This is a genomic window from Campylobacter concisus, from assembly GCF_003048595.2.
GTDB classification, from domain to species: Bacteria; Campylobacterota; Campylobacteria; order Campylobacterales; family Campylobacteraceae; genus Campylobacter_A; species Campylobacter_A concisus_L.
In genome coordinates this window covers 1000767-1017245 of sequence record NZ_CP049270.1, presented here as the reverse complement: position 1 = coordinate 1017245, position 16479 = coordinate 1000767, and the positions used below count along the sequence as shown (strand labels likewise).

Sequence of the window (16479 nt, the reverse complement as noted above, 5' to 3'; positions counted from 1 at the left end):
TGAATATGATAAGGCCTTTGAATCAAAGACCAAATTTTCAGGCAAATACGCTAAATAAAAATAGCGATGCCAAGGTCGAAACTCAGAGTAAAGAAGTAAGAACAAACGAAAACGCAAAGCTAAAAGAGATAGCTGATGCCATAGCAAATGGCACTTATCAGGTTGATATCTCAAAAACGGCTAGGGCTGTGGCTGATGCGTTGCTGTAATTAAGGAATTTAAATGATAAAAAAGCTTTTGGACGAGGCTATAGGCGAGCTTGATGAGCTTATAACTTTAACCATACAAGATATCGCAAATATAAAAGAGGCTAAACACTCAAGTGTTGATGAGAGTGTAAAGAAAAAAAATGCCTTAGTTCGTGCATTTGAAGATACAAAAAGAGTACTAGATAAAGAGCTTTTAAAGGTATCAAAAGAGAGCGGTACGACTACACTTGCTAGTGTTTTAGACGATGAAGTGAAGTCAAAGCTTGTACTTATGCGTTCAAAGCTTGAAAATTTACATAAAGTCAATAAAGAATATGCAAGACATGTTGTTGCTGTTAAAGAATTTTTTGACTCACTTAATGAAAAAATTTTTGGAACTAAAACAAGTGAATACGGCCAAGATGGAAATAGCATAGATAATAATTTTTATAAATCAAGGGTTTAAAAAATGGCTAATATCTTTATGTCATTAGGCACTGGTGTTTCAGGGCTAAATGCGGCCCAGCTTCAAATAAGTACAACCGGAAATAATATCGCAAACGCTGATAGCAACTACTATACAAGACAGCGTGTTGTCCAATCCGCATCTCCAGCGATGAATACAGTCCCTGGTGGAGTTGGCACAGGTACACAAGTAGATACTATAACAAGGCTTCATGATGAGTTTGCCTACTCAAGACTAAAGTACTCATCGTCAAATTTAGAAAATACAGCCTATAAACAAAGAATTTTGCAAGAAGCTACAAAATATTTTCCTGATCTAAAAGATAATGGAATGGTGAAGGATATTCAGGAGTATTTTTCCGCGTGGAATAACTTTGCTTCAAACCCTAATGCAGGTGCTCAGAAAGTAAATTTGATAAATAAAGCAAGTGTATTGACTGCAAGTATCAACCGCTCATCAAAGATGCTTTATGATATGCATGAAAAGATTGATGAAACGATAAAAATAAATATAAAAGAGATAAATTCTCTAGGCAGACAAATAGCAAATATCAATAAGCAAATCCAAAGAATAGAATCAGGCGCAGACGCTGGTATAAAAATAAATGCAAATGATCTTCGTGATAAACGTGATGAGCTTGAGCTTGCTATGTCAAAGCTAGTGAATACAGCAGTTTATAAAAGTGATCTAAAGAGCAATTCTAGGGTAGATACAGGAATAACAGATCAAGGAAAATACTACAATCTAAACATTGGCGGTGTAAGTATCGTTGATGGTGTAAATTTTCATGAAATTTCTATGAGTTCAACTGAAAGTGGAAGATATACAAAAATTTATTATGAAAGAGAAGATGGCAGAAGAATCCCAATGGAAGAAAAGATTACAGGCGGTAAAATCGGAGCAGCACTTGATCTTAGAGGCCGAAACTACGAGCCAGATAATGATAAATTTAGCGACGGAACGATCCAAAAATACATTGATAATCTAAATACATTTAGTAAAACCTTGATAACAAGTACAAATAATATCTATGCCGAATCCGCAGTTGAAATTTCTAACTCAGATCCGATAAGTTATTTAGAAGGCGATAAGACGTTGATGAATCATGATAATAGTATAAGAAACGGAAGTTTTGAAGCTATTGTTTATGATAACAAAGGCAATGTCGTGGCCAGAAAAACTATAAATGTAAATGGCACGACGACGATGAATGATACAAGATATGGCAACTCTATCGTCAAAGACTTTAACTCAAACTCAGATGACAATAAAGACAATAATATGCTAAATGACGTTGATGACTTTTTTGAGGCGTCATATTTTTATGATAAAAATACTAAAAAAGGCACATTTTCTCTCATTCCAAAACAAGCTCAAGGGCTTTATAGCATATCGATAGTCGATCACGGCACAAATTTTCCAGGCGCTGTTGGCATAAATAGATTTTTTTCAGGTACTGACTCAAATAGTATCGGCATAAATCAAAATTTTACCCAAGACCACACAAAGCTTCGTGCCTACTCAAAGCCAGTTATCGGAAATAATGAAGTTGCTAATAAAATGATCCAGCTTCAGTATCAAAAGCAGACCTTTTACTCAAGTGGTATAGCGCTTGATAGAGATGAGACGATTGAGGGATATTACCGCTATCTTACGACTGATATGGCGAGTGATACAGAGGCGAATAATACGATCCACGATACAAATACGTCTTTGCAAAAGACAGCTGAAGAGGAATTTCAATCAACAAGTGGCGTAGATACCAATGAAGAGCTTACAAATTTGATCCGCTTTCAAGCAAGTTACGGCGCAGCGGCAAAGATCATCACGACAGTTGATCAAATGCTTGACACGCTTCTTTCGCTAAAACAATGAGTGAGCTAAAGAGCCTTTTAGACTCACACGTACTTAGCAAAAATACAAATTTGGGGCTGTTTGAAGCCCCAGATCCACTTCAAGTAGCCACTAAATTTAAAGAGCCAAACATAGCGCTCATTTGTGCGTTATTTGCTTATGGTAATGCAAAAATGATAGTAAAATTTCTAAATTCGCTTGATTTTGGTTTGCTTGATGAGAGTGAGCAAAATATCAAAAAAAATTTATCAAATTTCAAATACCGCTTTCAAAATGAAAATGATGTAAGAGAAATTTTTATCACTCTTTCACGCCTTAAAAAAGAGGGCGAGATAGAGGAAATTTTACGCCAAGGTCTTGCAAAAAATGGCGAGATGATAGAGGGCGTAAATGAGCTTATCAAATTTATATATAAGCTAAATTCTTACCGCTCGGACGGATATGAGTTTTTCTTTGGTAAGAGTTTTGACAAAGAGCCACAAAGCCCATATAAACGCTATAACATGTATCTTCGCTGGATGGTAAGGGATAGTGATATTGACCTTGGACTATTTAAAAATTTGCCAAAAGATAGGCTTTTGATACCGCTTGACGTGCATACACATAGAGTTTCTTTAAATTTAGGACTTATAAACAGAAAGAGCTACGATTTCAAAGCAGTCATGGATCTTACAAAAAAACTTAGAGAATTTGACGAGTTTGATCCGATAAAATACGACTTTGCGCTTTATAGAATAGGGCAGAGCAAAGAGCTAGAAACTATCGTAAAAAATCTTAAAAAATAAAAATTATTGCTAAATTTTTAAATTTAGGGTAGACTTGCCATACAATTTTATCCATAAGGAGCTTGTATGAAAAAAATCGTTTTACTAAGTGCAGTTTTAGGAACTTTGCTTTTTGCTCACGAAGGTCATCACTTTGATGCAAAAGCTGGAGAGCATCTAGTTATACCTGTTAATGAACTAAGTGAGAAGGGCGATAAGAGTGTCGGCGAAGTAGTAGCTGTTAAGACAAACTACGGCGTTGCATTTTTTCCAAATTTAAAGGGACTTACTGCAGGACTACACGGCTTTCACATCCATGAAAATGCTGACTGTGGTGCGACTGAAAAAGGCCTTGGCATGAAAGCAGGCGGTCACTGGGATCCAGCTGGCACAAAGATGCACTCTTTTGCATGGGACGACAAGGGCCACAAAGGCGATTTGCCAGCACTTTACGTAGATGCTGAGGGCAATGCGAACTATCCAGTGCTAGCCCCAAAGATAAAAAATCTTGACGAGCTAAAAGGTCACTCACTAATGGTTCATGTTGGTGGCGATAATCACAGCGACAATCCAAAAGCACTTGGCGGTGGCGGTGCTAGAATGCTTTGTGGCGTTATTAAGTAATCACTTTAATAAACGAGTCTTTGAGCTAGATCTAAAGGCTCGTTAAAATTTATAAATTTTAAAAATCTCTCATTTCAAATATAAAAATTTTACAAAAAGATAAGTACAAATAAATTACAATCTGCTTTTATTTCAATTATCAAAAGAGCAAAAAATGGAATTTGATCTACTTAGCTATGTCGTTTTTTTTGTAGCTGCGTTTTTAGGTGGTTTTATCGATTCTATCGCTGGTGGAGGTGGGCTTATAACGCTTCCAGCTATTATGGCGATGGGTGTGCCGCCACACCTTGCACTTGGTACAAATAAGCTCCAAGGAGTTTTTGGTAGCTTTACAGCGACTCTAAATTTCACAAAACGGGGATTAATTAATTATAAAGAGTGCTTTGTAGGTATCGTTTTTACTTTCATTGGAGCTATCATCGGAGCAGTGGTTATTCTATTTTTAAATACAAATTTTTTAAAGATAATTATCCCATTTTTACTGATTTCTATTTTTATCTATACGCTTTTTATGCCAAAAGTCGGCGAAAATGATAGAGCTGCAAAGATGAATGAAAAGCTATTTTATGTAGTTTTTGGGCTAATACTTGGCTTTTATGATGGTTTTTTTGGTCCAGGAACAGGCTCTTTTTGGACATTTGCGATAGTGGCATTAATTGGGCTAAATTTAAAAAAAGCTGTTGCCCATACGAAACTCTTAAATTTTACTAGCAATATCGTTGCTCTTGGCATTTTTATAGCTGGCGGACAGATGCTTTGGGTTGTTGGACTTTTGATGGCAGTTGGTCAAATTTTAGGCGCATATTTTGGATCAAATCTTGTCATTAAAAAAGAGGTCAAATTTATTAGAACAATGTTTCTAATGGTAGTTGCAGTGACTATTTGTAAATTGATTTTCGATTATTTCAGAGTTTAAAATTAAAAATGTTTTAACAATAATTTTGTTACAATCACGCAAAATTCTAAATCCAAGGTAAATTAATGAAAGATTTGTTTCTATTTTCAAATTTCCTAAATAGCTCCCACGCCTTTATCTATGCGTTTCACTTTCTGCTTGTAGCTTTGATTGTTATCATAGTTGCTTATATAGCAAGGAGTAAGATGCAACTTGTACCAAGAGGTCTTCAAAATATAGTTGAAGCTTATTTGGAGGGCGTTATATCGATGGGAAGAGATACTTTAGGCAGTGAAAAACTAGCTAGGAAATATCTTCCACTTGTTGCAACTATCGGTTTTATCGTATTTTTTTCAAATGTTGTAGGTATTATTCCTGGATTTGAGTCACCAACATCAAGTCTAAATTTAACTCTAGTTTTGGCTTTAGTTGTATTTGTTTATTACAACTTTGAGGGCATTAGAGAAAATGGATTTTTTAAATACTTTGGACACTTTATGGGACCAAACAAATTTCTAGCTCCGATAATGTTTCCAGTCGAAGTCATCTCACATCTTTCACGCGTAGTTTCGCTATCATTTCGTCTTTTTGGTAATATCAAGGGCGATGATCTATTCTTACTAGCGATGCTTACACTTGCACCTTGGTTTGCTCCGCTTCCAGCTTTCGCACTTCTAACGCTTATGGCTGTTTTGCAAACATTTATTTTCATGATGCTAACTTACGTTTATCTAGCTGGTGCCGTTGCTATTAGTGAGCACGAGCATTAAAATTTAAAGCCATATTTTTATATGGCTTTTTCCTTTTTAAAACTATTTAAATTTTTAAATCACATTCTTTATTTTTCCAGTCAAAACGCTCATTTTTAGATATTTTAAAAGAAAGTATCGCTAAAATACGCCTTAAAAATTTGTATAAATTTAAAGGTAAAAATATGTTTGAAGTCGTTATCGGTTTAGAAGTTCACACTCAGCTTAATACAAAAACTAAAATTTTCTGCTCTTGCTCGACTAGCTTTGGCGACGAGGCAAACACCCACGTTTGTCCGACCTGCCTAGCTCTGCCTGGAGCGCTACCTGTGCTAAACAAAGAGGCAGTCAAAAAGGCGATCAGCTTTGGTACAGCGATAAACGCTAAGATAAATAAAAAATCAGTATTTAATAGAAAAAACTATTTTTACCCAGATCTTCCAAAGGCCTATCAAATTTCACAGTTTGAGATACCTATCGTTGAAGGTGGCGAACTTATCATCGACGTAAACGGCACTAAAAAGCGCATCGGCGTAACTAGAGCGCACCTTGAAGAGGACGCTGGAAAGAACATCCATGAAGAAACTGAGAGTTTGGTTGATCTAAACAGAGCCGGTACGCCGCTTCTTGAGATAGTTAGCGAGCCAGACCTTAGAAGTAGCGACGAGGCGGTGGCTTATCTTAAAAAACTGCACTCAATCCTTCGCTTTTTAAATATCAGCGACGCAAATATGCAGGAAGGTAGCTTCCGCTGCGACGCAAACGTCTCTATCCGTCCAAAAGGCGATACCAAGCTTTATACAAGAGTTGAGATAAAAAATCTAAACTCATTTAAATTTATCCAAAAAGCGATCGATTACGAGGTGGAGCGCCAAAGTGCAGCTTGGGAAGATGGCAAATACGACCAAGAAGTCTATCAAGAGACAAGGCTGTTTGACACGACAAATTTAGTGACAAGATCTATGCGTGGCAAAGAGGATAGTGCGGAGTATAGATACTTCCCTGATCCTGACTTGCTGCCTGTTGAAGTGTCAGAGCAGATGTATGAAGAGGCGATAAAAATTCCAGAGCTTGCCGAGCAAAAGGTCGCAAGATATGTTAGTGAGCTAGGCGTAAAAGAGAGTGATGCTCTAAATTTAACTCAAAGTGTTGAGATGGCTAGATATTTTGAAGAGCTGATCGCCGCTGGAATTCAACCAAAGCTTGCTACTACGTGGCTCATAGTTGAGCTTCTTGGTCGTTTAAATAACGGCGTAACGATCGAGACTAGCCCAGTTAATAGTGTCAAAATGATAAATTTACTAAAACGCATAGAAGATGGCACGATAAGCGGCAAGGCTGCAAAAGAGGTGCTAGACTACCTTATGGAAAATGACGCGGACGTCGATAGTGTCATCGAAAAACTTGGCTTGAAACAAGTGAGTGACGACTCAGCGATCATCGCGATCATAGATCAAATTTTAGCTGCAAATGCCGACAAAGTCGAAGAGTATAAAAACGGCAAAGATAAGATGTTTGGCTTCTTTGTCGGTCAAGTAATGAAAGAGGGCAAGGGTGCCTTTAACCCAGGCAAGGTCAATGAGCTTTTAAAGGCCAAAATAGGCTAAAAAAGGGCTAAAATGAGCATAGCAGTCATCGGAGCTGGCAAGTGGGGCAGTGCGCTATTTCACGCATTTAGTGAAAATAACGAGTGCGTCATCAGCTCAAGAACGCCAAGAGAGATGCCAAATTTTGTAAGCTTAGAAGAGGCTTTGGAGTGCGAATATCTAGTCTGCACGATCCCAACGCAAGCTACAAATTTATGGCTAAAGCAAAACTACAAAAACAAAGGTCAAAAGATCCTAGTCGCTAGCAAAGGCATAGACACGACAAATCTTAAATTTTTAAATGAAATTTATGAGGATTTTGTGGATAGTGAAAATTTAGCCTTTCTTTCAGGACCGACCTTTGCAAAAGAGATCATGCAGAAGCTGCCTTGCGCTTTGGTGGTAAATTCTAAAAATCAAAATTTAGCTTTAAAATTTGCTTCATTTTTCCCAAGCTACATGAAAGCCTACACCTCAGATGATGTGATCGGAGCTGAAGTATGTGGGGCTTATAAAAACGTGATCGCCATAGCTGGCGGTATCTGTGACGGACTTGGTCTTGGTAACAATGCAAGAGCAAGCCTCATTTCACGTGGGCTTGTCGAGATGGCTAGATTTGGCAAATTTTTTGGCGCAAAAGATGAGACATTTATGGGGCTAAGTGGCGCAGGAGATCTTTTTTTGACTGCCTCATCGATACTTTCACGCAACTACCGCGTAGGTCTAGGCATCGCAAGGCACGAGAGATTAGAGAAAATTTTAAATGAGCTTGGTGAAGTGGCAGAGGGTGTGGATACTGCAAGGGCTATTAGCAAGATCGCTAAAGAAAAGGACATATATGTGCCCATCGCTAGCGAGGTCGAAAACATGCTAAATGGTAAAGATGTTTTTGAGAGCGTAAAATCGCTTTTGGGAAGAAGATGAGAGCTTTTAAATTTATACTTTTTATGACTATTTTTACTCTCGGGCTAAACGGCGCAGAAGTGAGCCTAAGAGCCAAAGTCTCGCAGATGATAATGGTTGGCTTTAATGGAGCTAGTACAAAAGACGCTGCGTTTCGCGCTATGCTAAGCGACGCTGGATATGAGAGATTTGGCGGTGTGATGCTACTTGGCAGAAACATCACCAACAAAGCTCAGCTAAAAGCTAGCATAAAAGCAATCAAAGAAAAAAGTCCTAAAATTTTTATCGCTATAGACGAAGAGGGTGGAAATGTGAGCCGAATGAAGGATAAGAGCTTTGATGGCCCATATCCTAGCGCATACGAGGTAGCAAGTACGCTTGACATCAAAAGCGCATATGATCTCTACTCAAAAATGGCTATAAATTTAAAAGAGTGCGGCATAAATTTAGATTTCGCTCCAGTGGTCGATCTGCACGACGAAAACTCGCCGATCATTGCTGCTAAGCAAAGGGCGTTTAGTGAGTATGCAAGCAAGGTGGTGATCTATGCTGATGCTTTTATGGACGCATTTAAAGAGCAGGGCATTCTAACGACGCTTAAGCATTTTCCGGGACACGGCAGCTCAAAAGAGGACTCGCATAAAAATAAGAGCGAAGTCACGCTAAGTAAAGATGCGCTGCTGCCATACAAAGACGCTATAAGCACGGGTAGAGCGCAGATCATCATGGTCGGGCACCTTTTTGTAAAAGGCATAGACGAGGACAATCCAGCCACGCTTTCTAAAAAAATAATAACCGATCTTTTGCGAAATGAACTTAAATTTAATGGCGTGGTTATCAGCGATGATATGCTGATGAAAGGCGTTGGCGACGAGTCTTTAGCACAAAAGGTGGTGAAATTTATAAATGCTGGAGGCGATATCTTACTTTTTAGCGAGTTTAAGATAAACAACCAAAGAACGGCTGATCTAGTCACTCGGATCATAGTCGATGCAGTAAATGAAAAAAAGATCAGCAAAGAGCGAATCGACGCTTCATATAAGAGGATAATGGCTCTAAAGGCAAAGCTTTAAGAGTTGCTCTGATGAGTTACAATCCACTTATTAAGAAATAGAAAATGAGAGTGGAATTTAAAGAGACTTTAAAAAGTACTTCAGACTAGTAAATTTCTAGCAATCTCGTCTTTTTCTAAATCAAAGTATAAAATTTCAAGCCGCATTTCATCGTTGTATTTAAAACCCATAGACTCTTGTTTTACCCCATCTATTTTTGGATATATTAGATAGAGCCTGCTGCAATTATATTTTTTACCATAAGCATATAGCTGATATAAGTCGGCTTGTGAAATATCGTCTTTTGACTTGACGATCTTCCATTTTGTGTCGGCTATATAATTTTGGTTTTTATATCTTAAAAATATATCTGGTTTTAACCCGAAGTCTCTTCTTGGTTCTTCAATAAGATATTTTCCTCGATGCTGCAATATAATATCTGGAAGCTTTTTCTTTATAAAATTTCCAACATAGTTTTCAAAAAGCGTATTCATATCAAACAGCAAAGCAAAAGCCACATCGCTACCTTTATACGGACTAAACGACTTATTTTGTAAAAATATCTTGCTCCATAAAAGCGCTTGTTCATAGTGTTTTGTTTGGCGATTTAGTTTTAATCGGCTAAAGTCTGCGTTTATATCGGAGCTAGATGAAATTTCATCAAAAATAAATAAATATTCCCTAATAAGTCGTTGATTTTTGCTTGATTTTGAGCGTCTATATAAAAACTCGAGCGTACTTTTTATGAGGCGATTTTCGGCTTTATCTATGGAAAATTCCTGATAGCAAACATAAAATCTCTCTTTATGCACGATATTTTTACGTATTTGCTCCGAGATTTTTAGCTTTCCTTTTAAAAATTTTAGATTATCTTCCAGTTCCACATAGTCGCTTTTTATGCCTATTTTTATGAGTTTTGATACTTCATCTAAGAACATTGATATAAAAATTTCAAGAAGTGGTAGATTCAAGCTTTTTAAATTCGCTATGTTTATATTTTTAAATGGATGGTTTTTTAAAGTTTTTAACATTCTTAGTAAAATTCTTTTAGAATTTTCTACCGCTTCTTTATTGTTGCCATTGTCATTATCATGGATTTTTGGAAGTATCTCAAGACTATTGCCACTTTTTGTCTGGATGATACCGACATAGTTTTGAGCTTGTAAAAAATCTCCCTTTTTGTCTCTGCCGGGCCTTAGAAACTCTACTGTGGCAAAATTTTCTCTAGTAAATGCATCTACTGCGTTAAATAGGTCTTGGTCGTCTTCCGGGCGAAATTTTTCAAACTCTATTAAGTATTTGGTCATTGCTTTGCGTTTTGTTTCATTCGTAAATTTTTATATAGCTTTGAGGGTTGTTGAAATTTTCTCGATTGTTTATCTCGTATAAGACTTTATCGTCTATATTGTCGATTTTTCCTCCAAATAGTTTTTCTTTTGCAATATTTTTCTTGACTTTAATAAACTGCAAATCCTCATCTTTTTGATTATCGCCCAGAACTAGTCTTATTTTCTCCCAGTCGTCATAAAAATACTCTTGTAGTAGCGGTAAAATTTTGTTTTTAAAGACATTTGCAAGCGTTTTAATGTCTGACACATTTATAAAATAAGCATGTCCTATCGTGTGGTCTCTGTCGTAAAGATACTCTATGCGTTCGTTTATCGTTTTTAGCATTTCACCTATATTTATGCCTTCGATATTTATTTCGTTTAGGTTGTCATATTCTGGCATCATCTCCACAAACTCAAACCTTCTTCTAAGAGCCGTATCCATAAGGGCTATGCTGCGATCTGCTGTATTCATCGTGCCTATTATGTATAAATTTGACGGCACTCCAAATTTTTCTTTTGAGTATGGTAGCTCCACTATTATCTCGTCATCTGCTCCGAGCCTTTTTGACGGCTCTATAAGAGTTATAAGCTCACCAAAAATTTTAGATATATTGCCTCGGTTTATTTCGTCGATCAAAATAACATACTTTGGCACATTGTCGTTAAGTATATCCGCTCGCTCTTTGATAAAGAACAAAATTTATTGAGTCCATCCTTGTATCCAGCCAAGTGCAAAGCATCCTCACAGCACTGATAAAAAATACCTTTTTCTATCCTATAAGATATTTCGTTGTTTTTGTTTTCACCATCAAAAACAGGCCTTATGCCCTCAATAAATTCCTCATATCCATAGCTTTGATGAAATGTTACAAATTTTATCTGTCCGATTTGAATGTATTCATTAAAATTATTTTTTAGATCATCTCTTGTTTACTTCTATCAACTTCTCTTTCTTCTATTATCTCGATAGCTTTTGTCACTGTACTGTATGTCTTTCCAGTTCCTGGAGGGCCATATAAAATTTGATTAAGTGGAAAATTTACCTTAGCTTTTTGTTGTCCATTGTTTTCTATTGGCATTGTATCTCCTTTGCCATTTTTAAATTCTATGTATTTGTTTACTGCAGAGTTATAATTATAAAAATGTTTTTTAGGTCTTCCTGATTTTATAAACTCTTCTTCTAGATATTTTGGATTTTTGCTCTTTGCATCATAATAGTCAAAAATTGAGTAAATTTTATTGTTTTCTAAAAAACTAATAAAATTTCTTAAATAGGTTTGATATTGTTGAACCGTATTTTTACTTAAAGTTTTTTTACAATAATCTTTAAAACTGTCATAATCTATATCTTCAAACATACTTATTCCTTTAAATCTAAAATTTATTTGAGTTGATATCACAACCCATCAAATTCTTTTTTTAGTTCGTCTCTTAGCTCTTCAGCTCTATCTTCGCCGTTTTTGAAATTTATCTTTATAAAGCCATCTAGATCGTCCAAGATCGCAAAGAGCTCACTCTCCCAGCTTAAATTTTCTTGCTTTGATAAAGTTTCCAGTTTTTCTCTTATTTGCTCTAAGGCATCTAATGCTTTATCTTTATCAGACTCACTATTTAGCGCATCTTCAAATAAAATATCTTGTCTTAAGCCATTTATCTTTTTTAGGATAATGCCGCAAAATTTAGGATATTTTTCACTGTTGTTTAAGCTTTCTATGGCCTCTTGAACGGCTTTTTGGCAGGCTGGCACCGCTCCTTCATCGTCAAGTTTTTTGGTTAGTTTTTGTATCTGAAAATATAAAATAAGCGCTGCAAAAAACGCAAGCAGCAAATAAATCGTAACGCTATTCATTTTTACTCCTTTTTCTAAATTTATCCATGCTAATTATCGCTAAAGCCAGCCAGATCATACAAAATGAGACGACTTTGTAGCCGTCTAAAATTTCGCCATAAATAAAGACCGCGCAAAGGATCGCGATGGTTGGCGAGATGTATTGCAAGTAGCCAATCGTCGTTAAATTTATCCTTGTAGCAGCTGCGTTAAATGCGACAAGCGGCACGATAGTGACGATGCTTGAAGCGATCATTAAAAGCGAGTCTTCGTTTAGTCCAAAGTGGCTTTTGCCTAAAAATGCTATGTAAAAAACGTAGCCAAGCGCAAATGGAAACATAAAAAATGTTTCGATAAAAAGCCCATTAAATGCGCTAATCTTCGCCATCTTTCTAACCATCGCGTAGAAACCAAATGAAAGTGGCAAGATGATAGAGACAAGTGGCAGACCGCCTTTGGCATAAATTTGCACGCAAACGGCTGCGATGACGATACAAACAGCTATGGCGCCAGCTTTGCTCAGGCGCTCTTTAAAGATGATGACGCCAAGGAGCATGCTTATCAAGGGATTTATAAAATATCCCAAACTCGTGTCTAAAATTTTACCGCTACCCACCGCATAGACATAAACGCCCCAGTTTATGGTGATAAAAATACCACTTAAAAATAGAGCCTTTAGCGAGTGGATATCTTTAAGAAGCGCAAAAATTTCGCCCATTCTGCCACTAAAATAAAGCACTCCAGCCATTAAGAAAAATGACCAAATGACTCTGTGGGCTAAAATTTCATAAGCATCGACATCTTTGCTAAAGAGGTTGAAATAAACCGCCAAAAACCCCCACATAAAAAAGGCGCTAAGCGCGAGAATAACGCCTTTTTGGCTCTCATTTAGTCTTGGTATTTTTGTCGCCTTTTATAGAATTTATACTATCTATCATCAAAAGTGTGACCGAGATGGCTAGGCAGATCATTAAAAAGTATGAGCTTTTCTCCAGTCTCTCGCCGATAGCAAATGAGACAAAAAGCATCATTATAGGCTCAAAATATGTAAGCAAACCTAGTACATTTATCGGCACGAGCGTGCTTGAGAGGATCTGGGCGATGAGGGCTATGCCGCTGATAGCACCAAGCAAGATGAGCAGATAGTAGATGTTTGGATTTTGGCTCATCACGTAGTTCATATCGGCTGTGAGCGCAAAATAAAATGAGAATAAAAACATAAAAATTATCTCTATAACAAAGCTTGAGAAATTTGCAAGGTTGTAGTACTTTCTAATGGCAAAATAGACTGGATAAAGGCAAAAAACTACAGCGCTCTCCCACGAGATGCCGCCGCTTAGTATAGCTGTGCTAAAGACGCCAAGGGCTGCAAAAAATATCGAGGCTAGCTTTGTTTTAGAGAGGTGCTCTTTAAAAAATATCCGTCCAAAAAGGACCATGACTATTGGCATGATGAGGTAGCCGATAGAGACTTTTAGCGCTGATCCGTTGCTTGGAGCCCAGAGGTAGAGCCACATCTGAAATGAGACAATGAGCGAGGTAGCTAGTAAAACTAGTAAAATTTTAGGTTTTAGCTTTATTTTTAGAAGTAAAAATTTGAAATTTCGCTGCTGTTTTAACAAAAAAATGGCTGCGATGACAAAAGGCATGGCAAAGATCATGCGGTATCCAACAAGAGCTTGCGTGCTGATGGGGTTCATGAGCACTGACATGTAGTAGATGCAGTTAAACAAAACAGATGCCAAAAGCGAATAAAATATGCCTTTTATCATGAAAAAATTCTGCTCCTTTTTGGGTAAATTTAAAGTAGCGATTGTATGCAAAATATCTTTAATAACCCATTAATGGCTTTTATTTTTTAAGTTTGCCGTGATATAATCAGCGTCTAATTTAAGGCAAAAAAGATAGGAAAATAAATGACTTGGAACCGCGATAGCTGGAGAGAATTTAATATCTTGCAACAACCAAAATACCCAGATTTAAAAGAGCTTAAAGAGGTCGAAGAAAAATTAAAATCGCTTCCTCCTTTGGTCTTTGCTGGCGAGGCTAGAAGTTTAAAAGAAGAACTTGCAAAAGTTTGCAATGGCGAGGCATTTTTGCTTCAAGGTGGCGACTGCGCTGAGAGCTTTACAAATTTTAATGCAAACAACATCAGAGATATGTTTAAGGTTTTACTTCAAATGGCGATAGTTTTAACCTTTGCTGGTGGCTATCCAGTGGTTAAAGTGGGCCGCGTGGCAGGGCAGTTTGCAAAGCCTAGAAGTAGCGATTTTGAAGAGGTAAATGGCGTTAAGCTTCCAAGCTATAGAGGTGACATCATAAATGGCTTTGAATTTGACGAAAAGGCAAGAGTGCCTGATCCAAAACGCATGATCGAGGCGTATTATCAAAGTGCATCTACGATGAACTTACTTAGAGCCTTTTCAAGAGGCGGTTTGGCCGACCTTCATCAAGTACATAAGTGGAATTTAGGCTTTGTCAAAAAGCCAGAGATCGGCGAGAAATACGCAAAACTAGCTGATGAGCTAACAAAGACGCTTTCATTTATGGCAGCTTGTGGCATCACTTCAGCAAATACGCCAGTCATAAATCAAACTGCGGTTTATACATCTCACGAGGCGCTTTTGCTACCTTATGAGGAGGCATTGACTAGGGTTGATAGTCTTAGTGGTGAGTGGTACGACTGCTCGGCTCATATGCTTTGGATAGGCGAAAGAACACGTGGTATAAACGACGCTCACGTACATTTTTTAAGTGGTGTGAAAAATCCTATCGGTGTAAAGATCGGACCAAGTGCAAAGGCTGAAGATGTCGTCGCTCTTGCAAATAAACTAAATCCAGAAAATGAAGCTGGCAGACTAAACGTGATAATCAGAATGGGTGCTGATAAGATAGGCGAAAATTTACCAAAAATTTTAAGAGAGCTAAAGCGAGAAGGGCTAAGTATCGTTTATAGTATAGATCCGATGCATGGCAACACTGTAAAAACATCAAATAACTACAAAACCAGAGAATTTGACAAGATAATAAGTGAAGTTAGAAGCTTTTTTGAAATTCACAAAGCTGAGGGTACAAGAGCTGGTGGCGTGCATCTTGAGATGACGGGTCAAGACGTGACTGAGTGCACGGGTGGGGCATTAAACATCACTGAAAGCTCGCTTGAGCAAAGATATGAAACACAATGTGATCCAAGGCTAAATGCTGATCAGGCACTTGAGCTTGCATTTTTGATGGCTGATCTAGTTAAAAAAGCTTAGAATTTATAAAATTTGGAGAAGAAGATGGTAAATGTTTATGATCTAATTGTTGTTGGTGGCGGACCTTGTGGAATTGCTAGCGTAGTCGAGGCAAAACGAAATGGCTTAAACAACGTTTTGCTTCTTGAAAAAGGCGATAATCACAGCCAAACGATAAGAAAATTTTATAAAGATAATAAACGCGTAGATAAAGAGTATAAAGGGCAAGATAGTACAATACATGGTGTAGTTTCGTTTGAAGATGGCACGAAAGAGAGTACGCTTGATTATTTTGATAAGCTACTTGATACTGAAAAGATTGAAGCTTTTTTTAATTCTGAAGTAGAGAGCGTGAAAAAAGATGGAGAAATTTTTAAAGTAACTACCTCAAAAGCCGTCTATGAAGCTAAAAATGTGATGATATCAATTGGCAAAATGGGACGACCAAATAAGCCTGATTATAAAATCCCACCTTCACTAAACTCGGTTGTAAATTTTAACCTTGATAGCTGTACAAACGGCGAAAAGGTGCTTGTCGTAGGTGGCGGAAACTCAGCAGTTGAGTATGCGATCGAGCTTTGCCAATACAATAAAACCACAATCGCTTATAGAAAAGATAATTTTAGCCGTGTAAATGAGACAAATTTAAGCGCGCTTTGGGAGCTAGAAAAGCACGGTAAGATAAAAGTTAGGCTAAATCACGATATAAAAGAGATAGATAACGAATCAGGCAAAGTTAGAGTGCATTACGAAAATGGCAAAATTCGCGTTTATGACAGAGTTGTCTATGCAATAGGTGGCTCAAGTCCGGTTGATTTTTTACAAAAATGTCAGATAAAAATTGATGAAAAAGGCACTCCAATAGTTGATAGTAACTACCAAAGTAGCGTGCCAGGACTTTATGTAGGCGGTGACATCGTGCTAAAAAATGGCGGCTCAATAGTCGTTGCTCTAAATCACGCTCATCACGTCATAAAAGACATTTTAAAGGGCAAGGCATAAG

General features: G+C 37.2%; 17 protein-coding genes and 1 pseudogene. 12 read left to right on the top strand and 6 right to left on the bottom strand.

Annotated features, from left to right (window positions below; all coding sequences use genetic code 11):
- Positions 1 to 5 precede the first annotated feature (5 nt).
- From CVT15_RS05125 to CVT15_RS05080, 10 genes are all read left to right on the top strand, one after another.
- Positions 6 to 209, top strand: coding sequence for a flagellar biosynthesis anti-sigma factor FlgM (locus CVT15_RS05125; RefSeq protein WP_072594307.1), 204 nt, complete (start codon positions 6 to 8; stop codon positions 207 to 209).
- A gap of 13 nt (positions 210 to 222) precedes the next feature.
- Positions 223 to 654: a flagellar export chaperone FlgN gene (gene flgN, locus CVT15_RS05120; protein ID WP_103577474.1), complete on the top strand. Its 432-nt coding sequence runs from the start codon at positions 223 to 225 to the stop codon at positions 652 to 654.
- Positions 655 to 657: 3 nt separating this feature from the next.
- Entirely contained in the window at positions 658 to 2529 is a 1872-nt protein-coding gene (flgK, locus tag CVT15_RS05115) for a flagellar hook-associated protein FlgK (RefSeq protein WP_087580149.1), read from the top strand.
- Positions 2526 to 3293, top strand: coding sequence for a TIGR02757 family protein (locus tag CVT15_RS05110; protein WP_103577476.1), 768 nt, complete (start codon positions 2526 to 2528; stop codon positions 3291 to 3293). Before flgK ends, CVT15_RS05110 begins: the two co-directional genes overlap by 4 nt.
- 66 nt (positions 3294 to 3359) lie before the next feature.
- Positions 3360 to 3896: a superoxide dismutase family protein gene (locus CVT15_RS05105; RefSeq protein WP_103577477.1), complete on the top strand. Its 537-nt coding sequence runs from the start codon at positions 3360 to 3362 to the stop codon at positions 3894 to 3896.
- Between the two features lie 154 nt (positions 3897 to 4050).
- Positions 4051 to 4812 carry a TSUP family transporter gene (locus tag CVT15_RS05100; RefSeq protein WP_103577478.1) on the top strand — a complete coding sequence of 254 codons (762 nt, stop codon included), beginning with the start codon at positions 4051 to 4053 and terminating at the stop codon, positions 4810 to 4812.
- 65 nt (positions 4813 to 4877) lie between these two features.
- Entirely contained in the window at positions 4878 to 5561 is a 684-nt protein-coding gene (locus CVT15_RS05095; protein WP_054196701.1) for a F0F1 ATP synthase subunit A, read from the top strand.
- A 164-nt stretch (positions 5562 to 5725) separates the two neighbouring features.
- Positions 5726 to 7147 (top strand): Asp-tRNA(Asn)/Glu-tRNA(Gln) amidotransferase subunit GatB, encoded by a 1422-nt coding sequence (gene gatB, locus CVT15_RS05090; protein WP_103577479.1) that lies wholly within the window; start codon positions 5726 to 5728, stop codon positions 7145 to 7147.
- A 12-nt stretch (positions 7148 to 7159) separates the two neighbouring features.
- Complete coding sequence (locus tag CVT15_RS05085; RefSeq protein ID WP_103577480.1) at positions 7160 to 8050, top strand: NAD(P)H-dependent glycerol-3-phosphate dehydrogenase; 891 nt, start codon at positions 7160 to 7162, stop codon at positions 8048 to 8050.
- Complete coding sequence (locus tag CVT15_RS05080; RefSeq protein WP_103577481.1) at positions 8047 to 9102, top strand: glycoside hydrolase family 3 N-terminal domain-containing protein; 1056 nt, start codon at positions 8047 to 8049, stop codon at positions 9100 to 9102. Before CVT15_RS05085 ends, CVT15_RS05080 begins: the two co-directional genes overlap by 4 nt.
- An 80-nt stretch (positions 9103 to 9182) precedes the next feature.
- On the opposite strand, the gene CVT15_RS05075 is transcribed toward CVT15_RS05080, so the two are convergent.
- The 6 genes and pseudogenes from CVT15_RS05075 to rarD (CVT15_RS05055) all read right to left on the bottom strand — a co-directional run bounded on the left by CVT15_RS05075 (position 9183) and on the right by rarD (CVT15_RS05055) (position 14012).
- Positions 9183 to 10388, bottom strand: coding sequence for an McrC family protein (locus CVT15_RS05075; protein ID WP_103577482.1), 1206 nt, complete (start codon positions 10386 to 10388; stop codon positions 9183 to 9185).
- A gap of 16 nt (positions 10389 to 10404) precedes the next feature.
- Positions 10405 to 11294, bottom strand: a pseudogene (locus CVT15_RS09990) (McrB family protein); the annotation flags it as partial.
- Between the two features lie 32 nt (positions 11295 to 11326).
- Entirely contained in the window at positions 11327 to 11770 is a 444-nt protein-coding gene (locus CVT15_RS09985; RefSeq protein WP_230853892.1) for a hypothetical protein, read from the bottom strand.
- A gap of 38 nt (positions 11771 to 11808) precedes the next feature.
- Complete coding sequence (locus CVT15_RS05065) at positions 11809 to 12261, bottom strand: aryl-sulfate sulfotransferase (protein WP_103579600.1); 453 nt, start codon at positions 12259 to 12261, stop codon at positions 11809 to 11811.
- The gene (gene rarD, locus CVT15_RS05060) at positions 12254 to 13108 is read right to left on the bottom strand and encodes an EamA family transporter RarD (protein WP_269059541.1); all 855 of its coding nucleotides are present in this window, start codon (positions 13106 to 13108) and stop codon (positions 12254 to 12256) included. Before rarD (CVT15_RS05060) ends, CVT15_RS05065 begins: the two co-directional genes overlap by 8 nt.
- A 16-nt stretch (positions 13109 to 13124) precedes the next feature.
- Positions 13125 to 14012, bottom strand: coding sequence for an EamA family transporter RarD (rarD, locus tag CVT15_RS05055; protein ID WP_021091407.1), 888 nt, complete (start codon positions 14010 to 14012; stop codon positions 13125 to 13127).
- Between the two features lie 144 nt (positions 14013 to 14156).
- Here rarD (CVT15_RS05055) and CVT15_RS05050 point away from each other — a divergent pair, with 144 nt between their 5' ends.
- The gene (locus CVT15_RS05050) at positions 14157 to 15497 is read left to right on the top strand and encodes a class II 3-deoxy-7-phosphoheptulonate synthase (RefSeq protein WP_107898145.1); all 1341 of its coding nucleotides are present in this window, start codon (positions 14157 to 14159) and stop codon (positions 15495 to 15497) included.
- Between the two features lie 24 nt (positions 15498 to 15521).
- Entirely contained in the window at positions 15522 to 16478 is a 957-nt protein-coding gene (locus tag CVT15_RS05045) for an NAD(P)/FAD-dependent oxidoreductase (RefSeq protein ID WP_072594292.1), read from the top strand.
- The last annotated feature ends 1 nt before the right edge of the window (position 16479 follow it).

What these genes read in the sequence shown, in the direction of transcription:
- CVT15_RS05125 (WP_072594307.1), top strand. Translation starts at nt 6, where the DNA reads ATGATAAGGCCTTTGAATCAAAGACCAAATTTTCAGGCAAATACGCTA.
- flgN (WP_103577474.1), top strand. Translation starts at nt 223, where the DNA reads ATGATAAAAAAGCTTTTGGACGAGGCTATAGGCGAGCTTGATGAGCTT.
- flgK (WP_087580149.1), top strand. Translation starts at nt 658, where the DNA reads ATGGCTAATATCTTTATGTCATTAGGCACTGGTGTTTCAGGGCTAAAT.
- CVT15_RS05110 (WP_103577476.1), top strand. Translation starts at nt 2,526, where the DNA reads ATGAGTGAGCTAAAGAGCCTTTTAGACTCACACGTACTTAGCAAAAAT.
- CVT15_RS05105 (WP_103577477.1), top strand. Translation starts at nt 3,360, where the DNA reads ATGAAAAAAATCGTTTTACTAAGTGCAGTTTTAGGAACTTTGCTTTTT.
- CVT15_RS05100 (WP_103577478.1), top strand. Translation starts at nt 4,051, where the DNA reads ATGGAATTTGATCTACTTAGCTATGTCGTTTTTTTTGTAGCTGCGTTT.
- CVT15_RS05095 (WP_054196701.1), top strand. Translation starts at nt 4,878, where the DNA reads ATGAAAGATTTGTTTCTATTTTCAAATTTCCTAAATAGCTCCCACGCC.
- gatB (WP_103577479.1), top strand. Translation starts at nt 5,726, where the DNA reads ATGTTTGAAGTCGTTATCGGTTTAGAAGTTCACACTCAGCTTAATACA.
- CVT15_RS05085 (WP_103577480.1), top strand. Translation starts at nt 7,160, where the DNA reads ATGAGCATAGCAGTCATCGGAGCTGGCAAGTGGGGCAGTGCGCTATTT.
- CVT15_RS05080 (WP_103577481.1), top strand. Translation starts at nt 8,047, where the DNA reads ATGAGAGCTTTTAAATTTATACTTTTTATGACTATTTTTACTCTCGGG.
- CVT15_RS05075 (WP_103577482.1), bottom strand. Translation starts at nt 10,388, where the DNA reads ATGACCAAATACTTAATAGAGTTTGAAAAATTTCGCCCGGAAGACGAC.
- CVT15_RS09985 (WP_230853892.1), bottom strand. Translation starts at nt 11,770, where the DNA reads ATGTTTGAAGATATAGATTATGACAGTTTTAAAGATTATTGTAAAAAA.
- CVT15_RS05065 (WP_103579600.1), bottom strand. Translation starts at nt 12,261, where the DNA reads ATGAATAGCGTTACGATTTATTTGCTGCTTGCGTTTTTTGCAGCGCTT.
- rarD (WP_021091407.1), bottom strand. Translation starts at nt 14,012, where the DNA reads ATGATAAAAGGCATATTTTATTCGCTTTTGGCATCTGTTTTGTTTAAC.
- CVT15_RS05050 (WP_107898145.1), top strand. Translation starts at nt 14,157, where the DNA reads ATGACTTGGAACCGCGATAGCTGGAGAGAATTTAATATCTTGCAACAA.
- CVT15_RS05045 (WP_072594292.1), top strand. Translation starts at nt 15,522, where the DNA reads ATGGTAAATGTTTATGATCTAATTGTTGTTGGTGGCGGACCTTGTGGA.